At 66.4% G+C, this 21,205-nt stretch carries 28 protein-coding genes and 1 tRNA gene; 11 read left to right on the top strand and 18 right to left on the bottom strand.

The features are described from left to right. The first annotated feature begins 89 nt into the window (after window positions 1–89). Window positions 90–1,418, top strand: coding sequence for an omega-aminotransferase AptA (gene aptA, locus BUB20358_RS12920; RefSeq protein ID WP_035972918.1), 1,329 nt, complete (start codon window positions 90–92; stop codon window positions 1,416–1,418). Window positions 1,419–1,526: 108 nt separating this feature from the next. Here aptA and BUB20358_RS12915 read toward each other — a convergent pair whose 3' ends face one another. The 4 genes from BUB20358_RS12915 to hemN all read right to left on the bottom strand — a co-directional run bounded on the left by BUB20358_RS12915 (window position 1,527) and on the right by hemN (window position 4,342). Further along, on the bottom strand, window positions 1,527–1,850 hold the full coding sequence (locus tag BUB20358_RS12915) for a rhodanese-like domain-containing protein (protein WP_006764968.1): 324 nt from the start codon (window positions 1,848–1,850) through the stop codon (window positions 1,527–1,529). Between the two features lie 13 nt (window positions 1,851–1,863). Then, entirely contained in the window at window positions 1,864–2,517 is a 654-nt protein-coding gene (locus BUB20358_RS12910; protein ID WP_006764967.1) for a protein-L-isoaspartate O-methyltransferase family protein, read from the bottom strand. A gap of 103 nt (window positions 2,518–2,620) precedes the next feature. Next, window positions 2,621–2,878 carry a hypothetical protein gene (locus BUB20358_RS12905; protein WP_006764966.1) on the bottom strand — a complete coding sequence of 86 codons (258 nt, stop codon included), beginning with the start codon at window positions 2,876–2,878 and terminating at the stop codon, window positions 2,621–2,623. A gap of 72 nt (window positions 2,879–2,950) precedes the next feature. Continuing rightward, window positions 2,951–4,342 (bottom strand): oxygen-independent coproporphyrinogen III oxidase, encoded by a 1,392-nt coding sequence (gene hemN, locus BUB20358_RS12900; RefSeq protein ID WP_035972916.1) that lies wholly within the window; start codon window positions 4,340–4,342, stop codon window positions 2,951–2,953. Between the two features lie 193 nt (window positions 4,343–4,535). Between hemN and BUB20358_RS12895 the strand changes: the two genes are divergently transcribed. From BUB20358_RS12895 to BUB20358_RS12885, 3 genes are all read left to right on the top strand, one after another. Beyond that, the gene (locus BUB20358_RS12895; RefSeq protein WP_035973408.1) at window positions 4,536–4,853 is read left to right on the top strand and encodes a YkgJ family cysteine cluster protein; all 318 of its coding nucleotides are present in this window, start codon (window positions 4,536–4,538) and stop codon (window positions 4,851–4,853) included. Between the two features lie 97 nt (window positions 4,854–4,950). Then, window positions 4,951–5,532 carry a DUF1439 domain-containing protein gene (locus BUB20358_RS12890; protein WP_006764964.1) on the top strand — a complete coding sequence of 194 codons (582 nt, stop codon included), beginning with the start codon at window positions 4,951–4,953 and terminating at the stop codon, window positions 5,530–5,532. Between the two features lie 76 nt (window positions 5,533–5,608). Further along, window positions 5,609–6,439, top strand: coding sequence for an undecaprenyl-diphosphate phosphatase (locus BUB20358_RS12885; protein ID WP_035972914.1), 831 nt, complete (start codon window positions 5,609–5,611; stop codon window positions 6,437–6,439). Between the two features lie 110 nt (window positions 6,440–6,549). On the opposite strand, the gene trmB is transcribed toward BUB20358_RS12885, so the two are convergent. The 4 genes from trmB to BUB20358_RS12865 form a co-directional block, all read right to left on the bottom strand. Then, window positions 6,550–7,314: a tRNA (guanosine(46)-N7)-methyltransferase TrmB gene (trmB, locus tag BUB20358_RS12880; RefSeq protein ID WP_006764962.1), complete on the bottom strand. Its 765-nt coding sequence runs from the start codon at window positions 7,312–7,314 to the stop codon at window positions 6,550–6,552. 132 nt (window positions 7,315–7,446) lie between these two features. Then, window positions 7,447–7,521: transfer RNA gene (locus BUB20358_RS12875), tRNA-Gly, on the bottom strand. 214 nt (window positions 7,522–7,735) lie between these two features. After that, the gene (locus BUB20358_RS12870; RefSeq protein ID WP_006764961.1) at window positions 7,736–8,572 is read right to left on the bottom strand and encodes a DUF8737 domain-containing protein; all 837 of its coding nucleotides are present in this window, start codon (window positions 8,570–8,572) and stop codon (window positions 7,736–7,738) included. Continuing rightward, on the bottom strand, window positions 8,569–9,423 hold the full coding sequence (locus tag BUB20358_RS12865; RefSeq protein WP_035972911.1) for a class I SAM-dependent methyltransferase: 855 nt from the start codon (window positions 9,421–9,423) through the stop codon (window positions 8,569–8,571). Before BUB20358_RS12865 ends, BUB20358_RS12870 begins: the two co-directional genes overlap by 4 nt. Window positions 9,424–9,552: 129 nt before the next feature. Here BUB20358_RS12865 and BUB20358_RS12860 point away from each other — a divergent pair, with 129 nt between their 5' ends. Continuing rightward, a complete protein-coding gene (locus tag BUB20358_RS12860; protein ID WP_006764959.1) occupies window positions 9,553–10,524 on the top strand; it encodes a LysR family transcriptional regulator in 972 nt (323 codons plus the stop codon). Between the two features lie 116 nt (window positions 10,525–10,640). Here the strand turns inward: BUB20358_RS12860 and BUB20358_RS12855 are convergent, their stop codons facing one another. The 6 genes from BUB20358_RS12855 to BUB20358_RS12830 form a co-directional block, all read right to left on the bottom strand. Further along, a complete protein-coding gene (locus tag BUB20358_RS12855) occupies window positions 10,641–10,838 on the bottom strand; it encodes a hypothetical protein (RefSeq protein ID WP_035973407.1) in 198 nt (65 codons plus the stop codon). Window positions 10,839–10,856: 18 nt separating this feature from the next. Then, the gene (gene rpsU / locus BUB20358_RS12850; RefSeq protein ID WP_035972907.1) at window positions 10,857–11,069 is read right to left on the bottom strand and encodes a 30S ribosomal protein S21; all 213 of its coding nucleotides are present in this window, start codon (window positions 11,067–11,069) and stop codon (window positions 10,857–10,859) included. 36 nt (window positions 11,070–11,105) lie between these two features. Next, on the bottom strand, window positions 11,106–11,315 hold the full coding sequence (locus tag BUB20358_RS12845; RefSeq protein ID WP_035972905.1) for a hypothetical protein: 210 nt from the start codon (window positions 11,313–11,315) through the stop codon (window positions 11,106–11,108). 47 nt (window positions 11,316–11,362) lie between these two features. Next, entirely contained in the window at window positions 11,363–11,647 is a 285-nt protein-coding gene (locus tag BUB20358_RS12840) for a hypothetical protein (RefSeq protein ID WP_006764958.1), read from the bottom strand. A gap of 462 nt (window positions 11,648–12,109) precedes the next feature. Then, window positions 12,110–12,274 (bottom strand): hypothetical protein, encoded by a 165-nt coding sequence (locus tag BUB20358_RS12835; protein ID WP_165802975.1) that lies wholly within the window; start codon window positions 12,272–12,274, stop codon window positions 12,110–12,112. 249 nt (window positions 12,275–12,523) lie between these two features. Continuing rightward, window positions 12,524–12,727, bottom strand: a complete 204-nt coding sequence (locus BUB20358_RS12830) for a cold-shock protein (RefSeq protein ID WP_006764957.1) — start codon at window positions 12,725–12,727, stop codon at window positions 12,524–12,526. Window positions 12,728–12,879: 152 nt separating this feature from the next. Here BUB20358_RS12830 and BUB20358_RS12825 point away from each other — a divergent pair, with 152 nt between their 5' ends. The 3 genes from BUB20358_RS12825 to BUB20358_RS12815 all read left to right on the top strand — a co-directional run bounded on the left by BUB20358_RS12825 (window position 12,880) and on the right by BUB20358_RS12815 (window position 15,570). Further along, window positions 12,880–13,143 (top strand): hypothetical protein, encoded by a 264-nt coding sequence (locus BUB20358_RS12825; RefSeq protein ID WP_035972904.1) that lies wholly within the window; start codon window positions 12,880–12,882, stop codon window positions 13,141–13,143. Between the two features lie 154 nt (window positions 13,144–13,297). Then, window positions 13,298–14,467 (top strand): enolase C-terminal domain-like protein, encoded by a 1,170-nt coding sequence (locus tag BUB20358_RS12820; RefSeq protein WP_006764956.1) that lies wholly within the window; start codon window positions 13,298–13,300, stop codon window positions 14,465–14,467. Window positions 14,468–14,607: 140 nt separating this feature from the next. Next, on the top strand, window positions 14,608–15,570 hold the full coding sequence (locus tag BUB20358_RS12815) for an SIR2 family NAD-dependent protein deacylase (protein WP_239170866.1): 963 nt from the start codon (window positions 14,608–14,610) through the stop codon (window positions 15,568–15,570). 58 nt (window positions 15,571–15,628) lie between these two features. Here the strand turns inward: BUB20358_RS12815 and BUB20358_RS12810 are convergent, their stop codons facing one another. After that, window positions 15,629–16,840, bottom strand: coding sequence for a S53 family peptidase (locus BUB20358_RS12810; protein ID WP_006764954.1), 1,212 nt, complete (start codon window positions 16,838–16,840; stop codon window positions 15,629–15,631). Between the two features lie 385 nt (window positions 16,841–17,225). On the opposite strand from BUB20358_RS12810, the gene crcB reads away from it, so the two are divergent. Together crcB and BUB20358_RS12800 are read left to right on the top strand one after the other, a co-directional pair. After that, window positions 17,226–17,612 carry a fluoride efflux transporter CrcB gene (gene crcB / locus BUB20358_RS12805; RefSeq protein ID WP_035972902.1) on the top strand — a complete coding sequence of 129 codons (387 nt, stop codon included), beginning with the start codon at window positions 17,226–17,228 and terminating at the stop codon, window positions 17,610–17,612. A 23-nt stretch (window positions 17,613–17,635) separates the two neighbouring features. Next, window positions 17,636–17,986, top strand: coding sequence for a DUF190 domain-containing protein (locus BUB20358_RS12800; RefSeq protein ID WP_035973406.1), 351 nt, complete (start codon window positions 17,636–17,638; stop codon window positions 17,984–17,986). 49 nt (window positions 17,987–18,035) lie between these two features. Here the strand turns inward: BUB20358_RS12800 and BUB20358_RS12795 are convergent, their stop codons facing one another. Together BUB20358_RS12795 and BUB20358_RS12790 are read right to left on the bottom strand one after the other, a co-directional pair. Beyond that, entirely contained in the window at window positions 18,036–18,599 is a 564-nt protein-coding gene (locus BUB20358_RS12795) for a YggT family protein (protein WP_035972901.1), read from the bottom strand. Between the two features lie 76 nt (window positions 18,600–18,675). Further along, a complete protein-coding gene (locus BUB20358_RS12790) occupies window positions 18,676–19,605 on the bottom strand; it encodes a Rossmann-like and DUF2520 domain-containing protein (RefSeq protein ID WP_006764950.1) in 930 nt (309 codons plus the stop codon). 543 nt (window positions 19,606–20,148) lie between these two features. Between BUB20358_RS12790 and BUB20358_RS12785 the strand changes: the two genes are divergently transcribed. Next, window positions 20,149–20,436: a hypothetical protein gene (locus BUB20358_RS12785; RefSeq protein ID WP_035972899.1), complete on the top strand. Its 288-nt coding sequence runs from the start codon at window positions 20,149–20,151 to the stop codon at window positions 20,434–20,436. Window positions 20,437–20,527: 91 nt separating this feature from the next. On the opposite strand, the gene BUB20358_RS12780 is transcribed toward BUB20358_RS12785, so the two are convergent. Continuing rightward, a complete protein-coding gene (locus BUB20358_RS12780; RefSeq protein WP_006764949.1) occupies window positions 20,528–21,202 on the bottom strand; it encodes a LysE family translocator in 675 nt (224 codons plus the stop codon). Window positions 21,203–21,205: the final 3 nt, after the last annotated feature.

The following is a 21,205-nucleotide window of genomic DNA, read 5'->3' as shown; positions in this document are numbered from 1 at the left end:
CGGTGCCTACACTCGATGTTCGATTTGCCACGCGTCGCACCACGCCGGCGCAGCGCGCGCTGCGCCGCCCGATCTCACGAGGAGCCGCCATGAGCCAGCAGCAAACGAACACGCCCGACCTGTCCGCGTTCTGGATGCCGTTTACCGCCAACCGCCAGTTCAAGGACGCGCCGCGGCTGCTCGTATCCGCGAAAGGGATGTACTACACGTCGCACGACGGCCGGCGCATCCTCGACGGCACCGCGGGGCTCTGGTGCGTGAACGCCGGCCACTGCCGCGACGAGATCGTCGCCGCGATCCAGAAGCAGGCCGAGGAAATGGATTTCGCGCCGACGTTCCAGATGGGCCACCCGAAGGCGTTCGAAGCCGCGACGCGCATCGCGCGCCACACGCCCGGCACGCTCGATCACGTCTTCTTCACGAACTCGGGCTCGGAGGCGGTCGATACCGCGCTGAAGATCGCGCTCGCGTATCACCGCGCGCGCGGCGAAGCGCAGCGCACGCGCTTCATCGGGCGCGAGCGCGGCTATCACGGCGTCGGCTTCGGCGGCATTTCGGTCGGCGGGCTCGCGCCGAACCGTCGCGCGTATTCGGGCGCGCTGCTGCCGTCGGTCGATCATCTGCCGCATACGCTGAACATCGGCGAGGCGGCGTTCTCGAAAGGGCAGCCCGCGTGGGGCGCGCATCTTGCCGACGAGCTGGAACGGATCGTCGCGCTGCACGACGCGTCGACGATCGCCGCGGTGATCGTCGAACCCGTCGCCGGCTCGGCCGGCGTGCTGATTCCGCCGAAGGGCTATCTCGAACGGCTGCGCGAGCTGTGCGACAAGCACGGGATCCTGCTGATCTTCGACGAGGTGATCACCGGCTGGGGCCGGCTCGGCGCGCCGTTTGCCGCGCAGTACTTCGGCGTGACGCCCGACCTGATGACGATGGCCAAAGGCACGAGCAACGCGGCGGTGCCGATGGGCGCGGTCGCGGCGAGCGACGCGATCCACGACACGATCGTCGACGGCGCGCCGGCCGGCATCGAGCTGTTCCACGGCTACACGTATTCCGGGCATCCGCTCGCGGCGGCGGCCGTGTGCGCGACGATCGACCTGTACGAGCGCGAGCGGCTGTTCGAACGCGCCGCGCAGATGGCGCACGTGTTCGAGCGCGAAATCCACAAGCTGAAGGAGGCGCCGCACGTGATCGACGTGCGCAATCTCGGCCTCGTCGGCGGCGTCGAGCTGAAGCCGCGCGACGGCAAGCCGGGCACGCGTGCGTACGACGTGTTCGTCAAGTGCTACCAGAAGGGCGCGATGATCCGCTACACGGGCGACATTCTCGCGTTCTCGCCGCCGCTGATCGTCGACGAAGCGCAGATCGTCGAGCTGTTCTCGATCGTTGCGGATGCACTGAAGGAAACGGAGTAGCGGGAAGGCGGGCGGCGCGCACATTGCACGCTCCGGCCGCCGAAGCAGCGAGCGGGCGGCGGTGCCGGCCCGCGATGTGCGGCGGCGCGTGAAGCGCCGCCGGAAAGGTCAGTAGCGCGGCACGGACGGATCGACGTCGCGCGACCACGCGTCGATTCCGCCCTGCAGGTTGTACAGCTTCGTGAAGCCGCGCGATTCGAGGAACATCGCGACCTGCGCGCTGCGCATCCCGTGATGGCACACGCAGACGATTTCCGCTTCGTCGTCGAGCTCTTCGCTGCGCGCCGGAATCTGCTGCATCGGAATCGACACGCTGCCGGCGATCTGCGCGGTCGCGATTTCCCACGGCTCGCGCACGTCGAGGACGACCGGCGCGGGCCGCGCCGGGTCACGCAGCCATTCCGCGAGCATCGCGGGTGTCAGGATCTGCATATAGGGCCGCCGCTCAGAACTTGAACCGCGACGGTTCGAACGTGTTCACCAGATGGTCGACGTAGGTCTCGAACACGTCCGCGACACGGTACTGCTTGTCGTCGATGCGCGTGATGATCTGCGCCTTCATCACCGGCCGGCCGCCGACGAACGCCGACAGGCGGCCGCCGATCTTCAACTGCTCGAGCATCTGCTGCGGCACGACCGGCAGGCCGCCGGCGACACAGATCACGTCGTACGGCGCCTTGTCGGGCCAGCCGAGCGAGCCGTCGCCGAGCACGACTTCCGCGTTCGTCACGCCGTTGTTGCGCAGGTTCTCTTCCGCGAACTTCGCGACCGCCGGATCGATCTCGACGGCCGTCACGTGCTGCGCGCGATGCGCGAGCAGTGCGGTCAGGTAGCCGGAGCCGGCGCCGATCAACAGCACGTTCTCGTGCTTCTTGACCGCCAGTTCCTGAAGCACGCGCGCTTCGACGCGCGGGAACAGCATCTTGCGGCCGCCGGGCAGCGGCAGTTCGAGATCGGCGAACGCGAGCGCACGGTGTTCGGCCGGGACGAAATTCTCACGCTTGACGATCGACAGCAGGCCCAGGACGTCCAGATCCAGCACATCCCACGGCCGGATCTGCTGTTCGATCATGTTGAAACGCGCTTTTTCGATATTCATGGTGTGGTCATGCAGCCTGAGCGGCTATCAGCGGGGAGAGAAAAACTTCGTGATTGTACCAAACAGGGCGCCCGACAAGCCTTCAGGCGGCCTGCAACGGCGTTTATCCCTTGCTCCGCTTGATCTGCGCGTCGAACGCGAGATCGAGCTTGCTCGCCTTGCGCGGTTTTGGGGGACCGAACTGATCGACGAACTTGACGAACTCGTCGAGCGGCAGCGGTTCGCAGCGCTTCTCGGCGGTGCCGCTCGAGCGGTCGACGAGATAGAACAGGCCGGCGGCGGTTGCGACGGCCGCGAACTGCGGGTTGCCGGAGCGGGCTTTCAGGCGTTCGACCGCGCGGGTCGCTTGGGTGGTGCGCATGGTGCGGATTCCGGCGAAGCGTAAGCCGACACTTTAGCAAACCGGCCGCACGCATGCGGCCGGTGGCGTCGGTCACACCGTGCGCGAATAGTGCTGCCGCGGCGTGCGGCCGACGTACGCGTCGAACGCCATCGCGATGTTGCGCACGACCATCCGGCCGGCCGGATGGATCGTCAGCCGATCGCCTGCGATCGTCAGCAGCCCGTCGCGCTCGAACGTGCGCAGTGCATCGAGTTCGCGCGCGAAATGATCGGCGAAGCGGATGCCGTGCGCGGCGTCGATAGGCGAGAACGGCAGCTCGAGATTGCACATCAGCTGCGTGATCACGTCGCGGCGCAGGCGATCTTCGGCGCTGAGCCGTACGCCGCGCGCGATCGGCAGCCGGCCCGCATCGAGCGCGGCGCCATAGGCCGGGAGGTCCTTCGCGTTTTGCGCGTACACGTCGCCGACCTTGCCGATCGACGACACGCCGATCCCGATCAGATCCGTATCCGCACGCGTGCTGTAGCCCTGGAAATTGCGCTGCAGCGTGCCGTTTCGTTGCGCGCGCACCAGTTCGTCGGACGGTCGCGCGAAGTGGTCCATGCCGATGTACACGTAGCCGGCCGTCGTCAGCATGTCGATCGCGAGCCCGAGCAGCGCGATGCGCGTGTCGGGCGACGGCAGCGCCGCATCGTCGATCTGCCGCTGCATCTTGAACAGATGCGGCATGTGCGCATAGCCGAACACCGACAGCCGGTCCGGCGCGAGCTCGATGATCGTCTCCAGCGTGCGCGCGAATACGGACACCGTCTGGTGCGGCAGCCCGTAGATCAGGTCGACGCTCGTCGAATGGAAGCCGGTCGCGCGCGCGGCCGACAGCAGGTCGGCCGTCATCTCGAGCGGCTGGATCCGGTTGATCGCGTGCTGCACGACCGGGTCGAAGTCCTGTACGCCGAGGCTCAGCCGGTTGAAGCCGATCGTGCGCAGATGGACGAGCGTCGCCGGCGTGACCGTGCGCGGATCGATCTCGATCGAGAACTCCGCGTCGGCGTCCGGCGCGAGCGTGAAATGCTCGCGCGTGGCCGCCATCAGCTCGGCCGTTTCGTCGTCGGACAGGAAGGTCGGCGTGCCGCCGCCCCAGTGCAGTTGCGTGACCGCGCGCGCGGGATCGAACCGCGCGGCCTGCAGCGCGATTTCGCGCTTCAACTGGTCGAGATACGGGCGCGCGCGGCGACGGTTGTTCGTCGCGATCTTGTTGCAGCCGCAGTAGAAGCACGCCGTATTGCAGAACGGGATGTGGAAGTACAGCGACAGGTCGCTCGACGACGCGCCGGGATCGCCGGCCGCGCGCACGTAATCGGCTGCGTCGAAATCGTCGCGGAACTGCAGCGCAGTTGGATACGACGTATAGCGCGGCCCGTTCGTGCCGTACTTCGCGAGCAGATCGGGACGGAAGAGGGTGTCGACGGAACCGGGACGCATGACGATCTCGCGCTTCTTTCTATTAGACGCGTTCGAGTATATGAACGCGCGATTCGGCTGCATTGTGTAATAACGTCGCAGCACCGATGGCACAATGCCGGGTAAGGCTGCCGCGCGCTGCGTCGGGTTGCCGCACCGTTTTTTGTTTTTTCGTTTTTCGTCGTTCGTCAGAGAGAGCCGAGTGTCCGTCGAAATGCCTGTCCACCCGGCGCGCGCCGACGTCCCGCCGCCGCATGCATGCCGCGAAGGATGCGGCGCGTGCTGCATCGCGCCGTCGATTTCGAGTCCAATTCCGGGAATGCCCGATGGCAAGCCGGCCGGCGTGCGCTGCGTGCAACTCGGCGACGACTTGCGTTGCCGAATCTTCGGCCGGCCCGAGCGCCCGGCGTGCTGCTCGGGGCTGCAGCCGTCCGTCGACATGTGCGGTGCATCGCGCGACGATGCGCTCGTGTGGCTCGCGCGCCTCGAGGCCGACACGCAGCCGTCGCAGCGCGTCGCGAACGCGCGGTAAAGCGCGTGCGGGTACGGCGCACGAAAAAGCTGGCAGCACGCGCTGAAGCGCAGGTTTCGGCCGGCGCTTCGGCGCCCGATACAGGAGAGTGTTGAGCATGACCGCATCTTGCGCGCCGGGTCGGCGCCGTTTTCTGGCTATGTGTGTCGGCGCCGTGGGCGTATCGGTATCGCTTGCCGCGTGCGCATCGACGTTTCCGTTCATTCCCGATCACTACACGTTCTCGCGCAGCGACGTGCAGAAAGCCGTCGCGCGCAAGTTTCCGTATCAGAAGACGGTCGCGCAGGTCGTCGACGTGTCGCTCGCGAATCCGGCCGTCAGCCTGCTGCCCGACCAGAACCGCATCGCGGTGCAGCTGGACGCGCACTTCGCGAGCCCGTTCCTGCGCGCGCCGGTGAGCGGCAAGTTCACGGTGTCCGGCCAGCTCGCGTACGACGCGCCGAGCCGCTCGGTCGTGCTGAAGGCGCCGGCCGTCGACAGTCTCGTGCTCGACGGCGACGCACAGATGTACACGCAACAAGTCGGCGCGGCCGCGGGCCTGCTCGCCACCCAGCTGCTGACGAACTATCCGATCTATACGTTCAAGCCCGAGCAGTTGCAATTTGCCGGCGTGAACTACGAACCCGGTACAATTACGATTCTTACAAACGGCATACGCGTAGCGATCGTCGAGAAGTGACGTCGCGCCGCGCGGCCGGACGGGCCGCGGCGGCATCGTGGCCCTTTCTTTCGACCACTTCGGAGTTGGGCCACGGATGGACTGGATCCTGATCTGCAAGGCATTGATCCTCGGCGTCGTCGAGGGGCTGACGGAATTCCTGCCGGTATCGAGTACCGGCCACCTGATCGTCGCGGGCAGCTTCCTGAATTTCAACGATTCGCACGCGAAGACCTTCGACGTCGTGATCCAGTTCGGCGCGATCCTCGCGGTCTGCTGGGAGTATCGGCAACGCATCGTGTCCGTCGTCGCGGGGCTGCCGAGCCGGCCCGACGCGCAGCGTTTCGCGCTGAACGTCGTGATCGCGACGATTCCCGCGATCGCACTCGGCCTGCTGTTCGAGAAGAAGATCAAGGCCGTGCTGTTCTCGCCGGTGCCGGTCGCGTTCGCGCTCGTCGTCGGCGGCGCGATCATCCTGTGGGCCGAGGCGCGGCAGCGCGAGCGCGGCGTTGCGCCGCGCGTGCAGTCGATCGATGCGCTGACGCCGCTCGATGCGCTGAAGGTCGGTATCGCGCAATGCTTCGCGCTGATTCCCGGCATGTCGCGCTCGGGCTCGACGATCATCGGCGGGATGCTGTTCGGCCTCGATCGACGTGTGGCGACCGAGTTTTCTTTCTTCCTCGCGATTCCGATCATCTTCGGCGCGACGCTCTACGAAACCGTGAAGGACTGGCATGCGTTCACGGTCGATTCGCTGGGCCTGTTCGTGGTCGGCCTCGTGTCGGCGTTCGTCAGCGCGTTCGTGTGCGTGCGCTGGCTGCTGCGCTACGTCGCGACGCACGATTTCACGGTGTTCGCGTGGTATCGGATCCTGTTCGGACTGTTCGTGCTGCTGGTCGGTTACAGCGGGTGGTTGAACTGGGCTTGAGTGGCGTGTGCGCGTCGCGCGCGGGGGTGAAGCGGCCCGATCGGTAGATGCCGGTCGGGCCGTTTGTTTTGAAGCGGCCGACGAGATAGTCGCCGGCGCACGCCCGCCGATCAGCCCGCGCGCTTGCGGAACACGAGATCCCACACGCCGTGGCCGAGCCGCAGCCCGCGTCGTTCGAACTTCGTGACCGGCCGATAGTCGGGGCGCGGCGCGTAATCGGCGGCAGTGTTTTCGAGCGACGGATCGGCGCCGAGCACTTCGAGCATCTGCTCCGCGTAGTTCTGCCAGTCGGTCGCGCAATGCAGGTACGCGCCGGGCTTCAGGCGCGACGCGAGGAGCGCGACGAGCGGCGGCTGGATCAGCCGGCGCTTGTGGTGACGCGCCTTGTGCCACGGATCGGGGAAGAAGATATGCACGCCGTCGAGGCTTTCGGGCGCCAGCATGTGCTCGAGCACCTCGACCGCATCGTGCTGGATGATGCGGATGTTCGACAGATCCTGTTCGCCGATCAGCTTCAGCAGTGCGCCGACGCCCGGTTCGTGCACTTCGACGCCGAGGAAGTCATCGTCCGGGCGATTTGCGGCGATTTCGGCCGTCGATGCGCCCATCCCGAAGCCGATTTCGAGAATGCGCGGCGCGCTACGCCCGAAGACGGCATTCCAGTCGGGAATCTCGGCTGCGTACGGGACGACGAAGCGCGGGCCGAGCTCGTCGAGCGCGCGGCGCTGACCGGTCGACACTCGGCCGGCGCGCGTGACGAAGCTGCGGATGCGGCGGCGGTGCAGCGGATTGACTTGGTCGGCGCCGTCGGCGGCTTCGTCGGGAAGGGCGTCATGCGGCGGCAGGCCGGCTTCGTTCGGATCGTCGTGCATCATCGGTGACAGAGAGAAAGGCTCGGTTACGGGCGACGGCCCGTTCGCGCGATGCGCCGGAGGAACCGGCACATGGTACAAAAAAGCCGCCTTCGACGAGGCGGCTCATGCGCGGGCTGCGTTGCAGCCGGAAAGTGGAGCGGGCGATGGGAATCGAACCCACGTCATCAGCTTGGGAAGCTGAGGTAATGGCCATTATACGACGCCCGCAGAACGCGCAATTCTACAGGGGTTTCTAGCAGGATGGCAAGCGGCGGCGGAGCGAGCCGCCTGACGCGTATCGCCGGATTCGAGAGGCGCAGCCGCGCTTTTCATAGCAGGCGTGGATGGTTCGTTGCGGCACCTCACCGGCCGCCTGCCTCACCGATTTTCCGGCTCTGTTCCGCTCAGCGCACACGCGCGCGCCCCGCATGCGCAAACAAGATCACTCGCCGGATCGCCGCACCAACTGCCGCAGCGACAGCACGTGCAACAGGATCGAACTGGGCACGACGAATGCCGGCGTCAGCACATCCGGATATGCGCCGGCGCCGATGCTCGGTACTTTTGGAAAGATCAGCTGCAGCGGCCCCGCGGAAGTGATCATGCCCATCGTGACCGCCACGGCGAAATCCGCGAGGCCGAAGACGTTCCACAGGATGGCCGCTTTCCTCCCTTCGGCCGTACCGGTCGCGACGGCGATCGCCGTCGGCAACGCGAGCACGCCGGTCAGCACGTCGCCGATTCCCGCGGGCAACGCGAATGCACCCGGCATCTGCCCGCGCAGCCACGCGGCGAGCGCCCAGCTGCCGAGTACGCGATAGAGCTGAACGGCAACGAGCCAGCTTGTCGGCGTGGCATCGAGCGCCCGGCCAATGCGCGTCGACGACAACAACATCGGCGCACCGATCAGCACCGGTACGAAGATCGCCAGCGGCAGCAACGGCACCGACGAGGGCGACGCGTCGACGCGGAACACGCCGTTGATCGACGCGCTCCACGCGACCGCAAACCACAACGTGTATGGAATCACCACGGCAAGCCACGTGGTGCGGCGTTGGTTGGGCGTCAAATCGGCGCGCTCGAGACCGATCCACAGACCAGCCGCGACGAGCGCGTGGACGGCCAATTGGCGTGCGGTAGTCGGCACGCCGCTGGCCGGAATAATCGGCAGCCGGTAGATCAGCAGCGTCCACAGCACGGTCAGCGATGCGGTCGCGAGCACGCTGCGCGATGCGCGACGCGACGGAACGGTACCGACGGAAGCAGTCGAGGGTGTCATGACCGATTCTCCGTCCGGTTCTGTATCTCGACCGGCGCCGCCTCGAATACCGCGGTCAAAATGCCGACCCGGCTTTCGACGAGATTACGTGCGAGATTCGCGAACAATTGCGCGAAGTCCGGCCCGAGCACCATGCCGAGATGCGGCGACGTCGGCGGGCCGGACATGCGCCGTTGCGCGATCCACGCCTTCGCGCTCGCGGTGTCGTCTTGCCATGCGAGCGTGCGGAAGCCTGCGTGCTCGATCGCATCGCGCGTTGCGTCGGCGGTTAGCAGGAAACTCGTGTCCGGCGTCCGTGCCCACGGGACCGGGTAGTGCGGTTCGTTGCCGTTGGCGACGACGTCGAACGTCGCGAACTTGCCGCGCGGCTTCAGCACGCGCCGAATCTCGCGGTAAAGCCGCGCGCGATCGGCGATGTTCATCGCGACATGCTGAAGCAACGCGGCATCGAAACGGCCGTCTTCGAACGGCAGTTCCAGCGCACTGCCGCTACGGAACGACACTCGTTCGCTCTGTCCGGTGCGCTCGGTCAGATAGCGCGCGGCATCGACGAACGGTTCGCTGAGTTCGATGCCGACAACGCGGCAGCCGCGCGTTGAAGCGAGAACGCGGGCCGGCCCGCCGATACCGGAACCGACGTCGAGTACCGACATGTCGGCGGTAATCCCGGCGAGTTCGGCGAGTTCCGCGGTCGCAGCGAGTCCACGCGTATGAAACTGGTCGAGGGCTTCCAGTTGCAGCGGTTCGAGCAGCGGTTCGTCGGGTCCGAACACGGTGAGCGCAGCTTTGAGCCGCTCGGTCAGACCGGTCGCGCGATAGTGCCCGCGCACGCCATCCAGTGCATCGCTCATTGCGGCGTTCCTCCACGATTTCCAGCGGATTTCCGGGCCGCGCGTCGCGCTTCGTGCGGCGCGCGATCGGCATGCGTAGGTGTACCATGGCCTCTCGCGAGCGACTATTCACGACAATGTCGATGCGCTATGAAGCAGAACTTCACAGTCAGGCAGGGCGCGCTCGATGGCGTAGAAGCGTTTCTCAGCGTCGCCCGGCATCGCAGTTTTCGCCGGGCCGCTGCGGAACTCGGCGTCACGCCGTCGGCGGTGAGTCAGGTTGTGCGCGCGCTTGAATCGCGCATCGGCACCGCGCTTTTCATCCGCACGACGCGCAGCGTCGGCTTGACGGAAGCGGGCGAACGATTCTTGTCGCGTGCGAAGCCGGCATTCGAAGAGCTGGTCGCCGCCAGCGACGCCGCGCGCGAACTCGGCCGGCGTCCGGCCGGCTTGCTGCGTCTGTCGGTGCCGCGCGCGGTGGTGCCGATTCTGCTGGAACCGCTGATTGCGTCGTTCTGCAATGCGTATCCGGAGATCGAGGTGGAGATCGACGCGAGCGAAAAGCTGGTCGATCTCGCAGCGGAAGGGTTCGATGCCGGCATGCGGCTCGGTCAGTTCGTTGCCGCCGACATGGTCGCGGTGCCGCTGACACCGCCGTTTCGTTTCGTCGTCGTCGGAAGCCCGGCGTACTTCGCCGATCATGACCGTCCCGAACGCATCGACGATCTGCGCGGCCATGCATGCGTGCGATGGCGGCGCTCCAACGGCGCGCTCGCGCCGTGGTCGTTCGACGACGGCGGCCGCACGATCGAGGCCGCGGTGTCGGGGCCGCTTGTCGCGCGCGATTTTCCGACCGTGCTCGGTGCGGCGCTCGAAGGCGTCGGCCTTGCGCAACTACCCGAACCGATGGTCGCCGAAGGGCTGAAGGCGGGAAAACTGGTGCAAGTGCTGGAGCCGTTCGCGCCGATGATGCCGGGTGTATTTCTCTACTATCCGAGCCGCCGGCAGATCGCGCCGAAGCTGCGCGCATTCATCGATCACGTGAAGCATGACGCAGCGGCCCGCAATGACGAACGCGCACCGGGTCGTGCGGCGGATGCACGATCGGGCAAGAACGGATGATGCATGCGCCGGCGCGACGCCCGCTCGTACGAATCGGCATGGATCGGCACGGCGCCGGGCGCTCGTCGACGAGGTCGCATCATGCCGCCGCTACACCGTCGTGCGTGAACGTTGATTCATGCGTCGACACTGAGCGCCTTCTCGATCGCGGCGATCAGCCGGAACGCATCGTCGCGCCCGATCAGAAGGCCGCGGCTCGTGTACTCGCATCCGAACGCGTAGAAGCTCGGCAGCAGCATCACCATGTCTTTCTGTCGATCGAAATCGACTTCGCATTTCGTGAGCGGGAAAAATGGCGGCTCTTCGCTCGGCATGTCGTACACGGCGCTCTCCTAGTACATTTTGCGCGGCGGCAACAAACGTCGCGTTCGCAGCCGCTGTCGCGCAACGGCACTCGCTTTTTTCCGCTTGCGCTCCGCGGTCGGTTTTTCGTAGCTGGTGCGGCTGCGCAATTCGCGGATCAGGCCGGTTTTCTCGATGTCTCGCCGGAATCGCCGGAGCGCGACGTCGATCGGTTCGTTGGCCTTCAGCGTAATGGTCGTCATGGGAATCCTGTTTCGAAACGGTGGGCGGGAATCCGGCTAGCCGAGCCGCGTCATCACGGCGCTCGCGATTTCATCGGATTCGAATTCCGAATATCCGGCGCCGATCGACAGCGCGCGAACGGCCGCAAACATCTGCAGCGCCGGTTGATGGCCGAGTGCCGAGTCGGCGATTTCGGCAGGCAGCGCGACGTCGCTCCACGCGACTTCGCGTCGCCTGACGAGGCCAAGCAGTTCGTCGATGATCATTTCGTCCTCCGGATAACGGGCAGTTCGTATTGCCGTCGCGCGTCGCGTCAGGACGCGCTGGGAAAGAAATCCTGCTTGTCGCGATTGTCGTCGATGATGTTTTCGGCGTAGCGCACCGACGCGCGACGTGCGTCGCCCGCGGTGCCGAACGGCGCGCGATCGAGCAAGCGGAACGTCTGGCTTTGCGTCACCGTGTCGGTGGTGCCGCGCAGGCAGATCTTCACTGCCGCGTCGAACCCCGCATCGTAGTTGTGGGCACTGCCGTTGATGGCCGGCACGTGCGGATAAATGAGCGGATAGATTTCGAATCCGCGATAGAGATGCATGCTCATGATGAACTCCTGAGGCGCGCTTGCGACGGATTGCGTCGATATGCGCGTTCAGCCGCATGACCGCTGGACGGCGATACGGGTGATGTGAAAGGGACAAAACCATGCGCGTGACACGACGCGCAATGCAGCGAGAGGGCAGATGAAGAAGCGAGCAGCCGGAGGACAACGCGTGCTCGATGAATCGATCATACGCGCGTCGTTCGTCGGGTGTCCATCTCAATTTCGGATGTACACGAACGACGGATCGGCGCAGGCGCGCTTCGATATATCGGATGACGAACGGGCACGACCGGTGCAGTCGTATCGTCGCGATGTCGGGTTCGATCGCGCGACGTGAAGCGAATCGCTATTTCGCTCACACGCAGGATGCGCGTCGATCGTTGCATCGGTAATCGACGCGCGGTGCACGCGTGTCGTAGCAGAACGATTTCGGGTAGACGAATCTGTCGGCGGACAGATTGGTCATTGCGGTGAAGCAGGCGTGCGCTTCCTGGTGCTTGCGCGCGCTTTCGTGACAGGCTCGAGCTTGGGCGCTACCCAGTTCAACGCAGTGCCGAGCTTCGGCAACGCAAGCGCGTGCTTGTTTCTCGGCGGCGTCTTGTTGCCGCGGGACGGAATTCGGGTCATGCAGGTTCTCCTGCTGCGCCGCTTGCGCGACGCGATGAGCGGGCCTCGCCCGATCCCGCCGTGCGCAAGTGCGCGTACGCCGCATCGGACGCATGTGTACGTTGACGCACACACGACCGACGTCCGCACGCGAAAGCGGGCGGAGCCGGATCGGACCTCTGCATCGGAATGTGTTGGCACTCCGATGCAGGCAGCGCGAGGCGCCGCGATTGCATGCTGCCGCGCGACGGGCGCCGGCAGCGTGCGGAATTAAAGCGGAGTGATATTCGAAGCCTGCAGGCCTTTGGGGCCCTTTTTGGTCTCGTAGCTGACCTTCTGGCCTTCGGCGAGCGTCTTGAAGCCGTCGCCGCGAATTTCAGAGAAGTGGGCGAACAGATCGTCGCCGCCGTTGTCGGGCGTGATGAAGCCGAAGCCCTTGCTGTCGTTGAACCACTTGACGGTACCGGTATCCATGTTGGATCTCCTGAAAATGAACGTGCAGATGCGCCACGAACGGACGCGGGAAAAAGAATCAAGGAGGGAGAGGACAACGAATACCGCGCTCGTCGCGGTGGATGATGAACAGCAATCGCGCTTCTTGAAAACTTCAGTGGCCCACAGTACGCGTGATCGATCGCGTGGTCAAGCTGTTTCGAGTAGGGGCGGAACAACTCGCGTTCGTCGACCGTCAGCGCGTGCGGATCGTCGTAGCGGATCGACGAACGATAGTGAGCATTCCGACGATTCGCACCGACGTGCCGTCGATTCGGAGCGATGCGAAAGCGGAGCCGGGATCGGCATCGCTTACCGATCGCGAGCGCGGCAATGCTGGTTTTACCGCATCGCGCGCATCGATACGTCGACGCTCACGCGCGTCGAATTCACAGTGACGTTGCGGCTGCCCGGATCGCGCGTTCGCGCGGCGTCTGCAATGCATCGCGCGAACGCCTATGATGCTGCGATCGAACTGTCGCTCCGACGCATCGCACGCTTCAGTGGTAGAGCGTCGAAGCGCTTCCTGACGACTTCGAGCGAACCACGACGATGCGCATCCTCGACATCCGCGAGCAGGCGATTCCGGTTTCCCGCTATGACGATCCGGCCATTGCGTCCGGCGGCCTGACGACGAGCATCGTCGCGATCGTGACCGACGTCGTGCGCGACGGACGTCCGGTGACGGGCTACGGATACGCATCGGCCGGCCGCTTCGCGCAAGGCGGCCTGATCCGCGAACGCTTTGCGCCGCGACTGCTTGCCGCCGCAGAAGCGCTCGCGGACGACGCCGGCACGAACCTCGACCCGCTGCGCGCGTGGCGCGCGATGATGGCCGGCGAAAAGCCCGGCGGACACGGCGAACGATGCGTCGCGGTCGGCACGCTCGACATGGCGATCTGGGATGCCGCCGCGAAGATCGCGCGTGTGCCGCTCCATTGCTTGATCGCCGATCGGCTCGGCCGCGCGGCGCCGGCTCGGACGGCGCGCGTGCGCGTATATGCGGGCGGCGGCTATCGTTATCCGCGCGACGATCTCGCGCGGCTGTCCGACGAGATGCGCCGCATCGTCGATCTCGGCTACACGCACGCGAAGATCAAGATCGGCGCGACGGACCTCGACGTCGACCGACGGCGCATCGAAGCGGCCGCCGCGCGTCTTGCCGACAGCGCGCATCTGGCGGTCGATGCGATGAACGCGTACGACGCGACGAACGCCGGCGATGCGGCCGCGATGCTCGCACCGTTCGGCCTGTGGTGGTTCGAGGACGTTTGCGATCCGCTCGACCTGCCGCTTCATGCGCAGCTCGCCGCGCAATACGCACCGCCGATCGCGGCCGGCGAAGCGCTGTTCTCGCTCGCGGAGGCGAAGCTGCTCGATCGCTACGGCGGCCTGCGCAGCGACCGCGACGTCCTCGTGTTCGATCCGGTCCATTGCTATGGACTGTCCGGCTATCTGCAGATCGTCGATCACTTCGTGTCGCGAGGCTGGCGACGCGACGCGTTCTGGCCGCACGGCGGTCATCTGTTCTCGCTGCACGTCGTTGCCGCGCTCGGGCTCGGCGGCGCGGAAGTCAATCCGTTCGCGTTTCATCCGTTCAGCGGACTGGCGGATGGCGAGCGCGTCGACGCCGGCTATGCCGCGTTGCCGAGCGCGCCGGGCATCGGCTTCGAATGCCATGCACGCGTGCACGCGGCGTTCCGTGCGCTGTCCGTTCGGTGACGCGTGCGGCGACGGTGATCGCGTATCCGGCGCGAAGCGAATCGACTCGACTCGCGAAACGGAACTATCGTCGCGAGCGAAACGGCGTATGATCGCCGACGCCAGTTCGATCTCGCTCGACGCCGCTGCCGCCCGCCATCATGTCGTTTCCCGATTCCAACGATTCCGCCGATTCCGCCGATTCCACCGATTCCACCGATTCCACCGATTCCACCGATTCCACCGATTCCACCGATTCCACCGATTCCACCGATGCCGCGTCCGTTGCCGCGGCCGCGCGCCTGCCTGCCGATCTCGTCGCGTGCGCCGTCGACGCGCTCGCGCGTGCCGATGCGTTGCTCGTGACCGCGGGCGCCGGCATCGGCGTCGATTCGGGGCTGCCCGATTTCCGCGGCACGGACGGTTTCTGGCGCGCGTATCCGGCGCTGCGCCACGAGCGTTTCGCGTTCCACGAGATCGCGTCGCCGCACGCGTTTCGCGCGCGTGCGCGACTCGCGTGGGGCTTCTACGGACATCGTCTCGCGCTGTACCGCGCGACGGTGCCGCATGCGGGCTTCGCGATCCTGCGCCGCTGGATCGACACGATGCCGAACGGCGGTTTCGTGCTGACGAGCAATGTCGACGGGCAGTTCCAGAAAGCCGGCTTCGATCCCGAGCGGATCGTCGAAATTCACGGATCGATTCACGCGATGCAATGCCTGCGGCCGTGCTCGGACGACACGTGGGACGCCGCACCGTTCGTGCCGGACGTCGACGAAGCTGCGTGTACGCTCGTCGGCGAAGTGCCGCGCTGTCCGCACTGCGGCGGCCTCGCGCGACCGAACATCCTGATGTTCGGCGATACGGGCTGGCTCGGTGCGCGCTACGAAGCGCAGGAGCGCGCGATGGAGCGCTGGATTGCACGGGCGGGCCGTGTGGCGGTCGTCGAAATCGGCGCGGGCACCGCGATTCCGACCGTGCGTCTGATCGGCGAGCGGCTCGGTGCCGACGTGATCCGCATCAACGCGCGAGAAGCGCACGCGCGCCGCGCGGACGTGATCGGACTGAAGGGCGGCGCGCTCGCGACGTTGCGCGCGCTCGACCGCGCATGGCGCGGCACGTGACGGCGCGGTGCGAGCGAAACGGCCAGCAAAACGGCAAGCGGCACACGCGCGGCGACTGCTACGGCTGGCCGACGAGCGCCGGTATCAACGAGGCGGCTTGCGGCGAGCCGAGGCCCGTCACGTAGTCGTAGCCGCCCGACGCGGTGCAGAGCATGCCGCAATTGCCGTTGCTGCCGGTCGTTACGTCGCGATAGTCGCTGCCGTACGCGGCTTTGCCGGCCGCGTACAGCCGGTCGTACGTGCCGGTCAACGGGCCTTTGCCGATCGCTGCGCGCATCGAGTTCGCGATCGCGAACAGCGCGGCCCACTGCGGCGCGCCGGCGCTCGTGCCGCCGACCTGGAACCAGCCCGAGCGTCCGTTGTAGTTGACCGAGTCGTACACGGCGAAGCCGGTCGACGGATCGGCGTCGTAGCTGACGTCCGGCACGCCGCGGCTGCCGGCGACCGGAATCGGCCACGTCGCCTGGCCCGACGGTTCGGCTTCCTGGCCGCTCACGCCGCCGCCGCTGCCGCTCCATGCCGTCTCGCCGATGTAGTTGCCGGTGCGATCCGCCGACAGCGTCGTGCCGCCGACCGACACCACGTATGCCGATGCCGCCGGATATTCGGCGCCGCTGCCGCTGTCGCCCGACGACGCGACGAACGTCACGCCGGGCACGGTGAAATGGCTGTCGAGGCTCGTCTCGCCGCCGAATTCGCCGGCGCCGAAGCTCATCGACACGACGGACGCGCCGCGCCGTACGGCGACGTCGACCGCTGCCATCAGATCGGCGAAGCTGGCCGATGCGGCTTCAACGAGTACGATCCGCGCTTTCGGCGCGATCGCATGCACCCACTCGACGTCGAGCGCAGTTTCGAGCGACCACCCTGAATCGGTGCGCGGCTTGCTGCCGCTCGCATAGATCTTCGTGAAGCAGCCGTTCGCGGTCGTGCAGGGCGGCAGCGCGAACGTGCTGCTGAAGGTGCCGAGATCGGCTTCGATCTTCGGATCGTCGTACGCGTCCACGATCGCGACCGTCATTCCGTCGCCCTGGTTCGCAAGCGCGTCGAAGCCATACGCATGGCGCGCCTGTGCGGGCGTGAGGCCGGATACTTTCGACGAATTGAGCAGCGGCTTCGTATGGAACGGCGGGCGCGCATAGCCTTTAGGCGGCCGCGTGCCCTCGACATAGGACGGCGGGCCGTTGCCGGCAGCCAGCACGACGGGCGGCGCGGCGAGCGACACGCATAGCGCGGGAATCAGCATGGACGACACGCGGATGTTCTTCATTTTCGGGTCTCCATGCGGATTGGAGCGGGTGGTCGATTGAAGTCTACGAAATAACCGCGAACGGGTACATCGAATAACGGCCCGATTCGGGAATGTCAGATAAGGGAAACCACGTGTCGGGCATCGGCCGAGAACGGCCGTGTATCAAGAGTTTCAGGCTGCCGATCGTCATGCTTCGAGCGAACCCGAAAATCATCCGGATAATCGGAAATCCGGAAATGAATCCGTAATGAACTGCGTAATGGCGCGGAAATGAAAAATGCAGCGGCGCAAAACCTGCATCGGCGCCGAATAGCCGTCCGAACGGCCGAATTGCCGCCGCGATGCAATTACGCATACAGTTCCGACACGCGGCGCGTCGCCGCCATCCGCACGAGGAGTGCCCTTGTTCTATTCGATCGTCGCGATTTTCGTCGGCGCCGGGCTCGGCGCGCTGCTGCGCTGGTTCCTGAGCCTCGCGCTGAACGCATTCTTTCCGGCCGTGCCGCTCGGCACGCTCGCGGCGAACCTGATCGGCGGCTACGTGATCGGCGTCGCGGCCGTCGTCTTCACGACGCGGGTCGGGCTGCCGCCCGAATGGCGGCTGTTCGTGATCACCGGTTTTCTAGGCGGACTCACGACGTTTTCGACCTATTCGGTCGAGGTGATGACGCACGCGTTGCAGGGCGAATTCGGATGGGCGTTTGCGGTGGCTGCCCTACACTTGACTGGATCGTTCACGCTGACGGCGCTCGGCATGTGGACCGCGCGCGCGTGGCTCGCAGCGGCCTGAGCCCGCCGGCATCGGAGGCTGCGATGGACAAGGTGTTCTTGCGCTTCTACGTACACGAGCAGCACCGGCTGCACTGGAAGCCGCTGTGGGAATGGCTGCTCGAGGAAGGGAACCGGATGGGCGTTGCAGGCGGCTCCGCGTTTCGCGCGATGGCCGGTTTCGGCCAGCATCGCGTGCTGCACGAGGACCGCTTCTTCGAACTGCAGGGCTCGCTTGCGATCGAGGTCGAGTTCATCGTCAGCGAGAACGACGCGCAGCGGCTGCTCGAGCGGCTGTCGCGCGAGAAGGTGCGCGTGTGCTACGCGATGATTCCGGCGCGCTTCGGCGTGATCGACACGCTCGACGGGCCGCCGGCGCAGGGGCCGGCGGCGTAACGTTTTCGCCGCGAGTTATCGGCGCGGAGCTGCGCGCCGGCGCGATGCGTCAGATGCCGAAAATCGTCAGCGACACGGCGGCGCGCGTGACGATCATCAGCAGCACCTGCACGATCACGAACAGCAGGATCGGCGACAGGTCGATGCCGCCGAGATTCGGGATGATCCGGCGCAGCGGATTCAGGAACGGCGCGGTGAGCTGGTAGAGGATCGGCATCGCGGGCGAAGCCGGATTGAGCCACGACAGCAGCGCCATCAGGATCGTCATCCAGATCACCAGGTTGAGCGCCCACTTCACGACGGTCAGCAGCGCGACGACCACGAGCGTGGCGAGCACCGACGCCGGATCGAAGCCGGCCATCACGACCATCAGGACGACGTACACGAGCGCGGTGAGCAGTGCGGCGGCGACGCTTGCCCAGTCGATGCCGCGTACGCCGGCGATCACACGGCGCAGCGGCAGCACGAGCCAGTTCGTCGCTTGCAGCACGGCTTGCGTGACGGGGTTATACGGCGGCACGCGCACGGCTTGCATCCAGACCCGCAGGATCAGCGCGGCGCCGAACAGCGTGAAGACGGTATTGAGCAGAAAACGGGCGATCTCGCCGAACATCGTTGGCATCCTTTTTATACAGTCGAGTAGCGTGCGGCCGCCAACGCCGGATGGCGGCGCATCGGCCGACACCATATCACGCCTCGTCTTGCGAAGGGGAGGGGTGCGCCGCCGCACGCGCGAGCGACGTTTCGACCGCTTCGGCGAGCGCCGGCAGCGACGCGGGCGGCACCGTGCGCTTCGCGGCGAGGGCGACCGCACGACGCGTCATCAGCGCATACAGCGTCGCGTGATCGCCGCCGCGCGCTTCGAGCAGTGCGAGCTGGCGCTCGACGATCGTCGTATCGCCGCGCGACACGGGGCCCGCGAGCGCGTTCGCGAGCCCTTTGTCGCGAGCGGTCTCGATCGTGCCGGCAAGCATCGGCAGCAGCGCGCGCAACGCGGCTTCCTCGTCGAAGCCGAGGTCGCGCCACAGCTCGACGGCTTCCGACAGCCCGCACAGGGCGAAGCTCGCCGCGTAGTGTGCGGCCGCGTGATAAAGCATCCGGCCGCCCGCCGGAATCGACAGCGGATGGCAGCCGAGTGCGCCGGCCAGGCGCACGAGCGTTGCGTGCAGTGCGCCGTCGGCCTCGATCGTGACCGAACAGCCGTCGATGCGCGCGAGATCGGCGTCGGTGCCGCCGAACAGGTACAGCGGGTGGAAGCCGCCGGTCGCCGCGCGTTGACGCTTCGCCGGATCGAGCAGGTCGACCGGCGACGCGCCGCTGCAATGAACGAGCGCCTGCCCGGCGGCGCGCGACGCGTCGAAACGCAGCGCGGCGGCGCTCGATGCCAGATGATCGTCAGGGACCGTCAGGAAGATCAGGTCGGCGGCGTCCACGACGTGCTGCGGCGTGTCGACCGCCTGACAGCCGTCGATGCGCGCGGCAACGGCCGCGGCCGATTCGCGCGTGCGGCTCGCGATCGCGACGACAGGAAAGCCGGCCTGCGCGAAACGCTGCGCGACGCAGCGCGCGAGGCGACCGGCGCCGATGAAGCCGAGGCGAGGGGTATCGGGAACGGACATGGCGGCTCACGAAGCGTAAAACGGGGTAGGCGCCAGTATCGCAGGATTGCGGCGGCCGTCGGGCGCGATCGAGGTACGCGCAGGCGGCCATCTCGATATGCGGCTCGAGCAAGCGGTGGGCGTTGTCGGCTGCGTGAGCCGGCGACCGCGGTTGTCGGCGCGAGCGGGCCCGGCTCGGCACAGGCGTCGACGTTTTCGAACCGACCCCGGTAACGAGGTTTGCGCGAACGTCCTTGACGGGATTCTGTCTCAAATTTGTAATTGTTCATTACGCCGGCGTACCGATCGTTGCTGCGTGGCCCGGTAAAATCGACCGATCGGCGCGCGGCGCCCCGGCTCTGTGGGCGAAATCGCGCAATCCGCAACGCCGACCGGCCGCCTCGTGGAGCGCCCAAACAGGCAATGGGATTGCGCCCAATTGCAATTTGCAACAAATGCGCGATACACGCGGGCCGGGATTTCGCTACATTGCTTGCATGCGACGTGCATGCCCGCCGTTGCCGACAGGAGCGCAAAAAATACCGCTCCAGCAGGAGAATCGAAGTGAAAAAGCTCATTCCGTTCATCGCCGCAGCCGCGCTGGGCCTCGGTGCGGCGAGCGCCGCACAGGCCCACGTGTCGATCGGGGTCGGCATCGGTATCCCGGTCGCACCGGCATATCCGGTCTATGCGCCGCCGCCGCCCGTGTACTACGCGCCGCCGCCTCCACCGCCGGTTTATTACGCGCCGGCGCCGGCCTACTATGCGCCGCCGGCTGTCGTCGTCGGCGGCTATTATGGCCGTCCGTACTGGCGCCATCACGGTTATTGGGGGCCCGGCTGGCGTCGCTGATCGCGTTGCCCCCAGCCGTGTCATGGCAAAACGGCGCAATGTCGATCAGGACATTGCGCCGTTTTTTGTTCGAGGGGGGCGATTCGACTCGTTACACCGCATGCGCGATCAGGTCGCGATAGCCGCCGACGATCACGCTGTATGAGAAATAGGCGAACAGCAGCGCCGACGCGACGTGACATGCGCGCATCAGCCCCGCGCCCGCGCGCTTGCGGCCTTGGCTCGCGAGCGTGCACATGAAGAGCGTCCACGCGAGGCCGCCGAGGAAGAAACCCGACAGGAACACCGACGCGGTCGCCGGCGTGGTTGCGCCGGCTTTCGCGATCAGCGCGCCGCCGACCGCCGCAAACCACAGGATCGCGCTCGGCGACGACATCGCGAGCAGCATCCCGCGTACGAAACTGCGTCGCGCGCTGGCACGCGGCTGCGGTGTGTCTTCGGCGCCGTCGCCGCCGTCCGGGGCTTGGGTGGGCGCGAGCGCTTCGCGCGCCATCTTCCACGTGAGGAACAGCAGCACGGCGCCGCCGCCGATCCACACGATCCAGCGCACGGCTTCGAATTGCAGCAGCACGGCCATGCCGGCGAGCGCGAGCGCTGCGTAGACGAGATCGCCGACGCACGAGCCGATGCCGAGCCAGAAGCCCGGGCGGAAGCCGTGCGACAGTGTCAGCGACAGCATCGCGACGTTCACGAGGCCGATGTCGAGGCAAAGCGACAGCGACAGGAAAAATCCGTCGGACAGCATCGAGGCGGGTGGAAAACTCATCGT

Origin of the sequence: Burkholderia dolosa, assembly GCF_902499135.1 — a bacterium.
In the GTDB taxonomy this organism is placed as follows: domain Bacteria; phylum Pseudomonadota; class Gammaproteobacteria; order Burkholderiales; family Burkholderiaceae; genus Burkholderia; species Burkholderia dolosa.
This window is presented reverse-complemented; position numbering and strand designations above follow the sequence as displayed.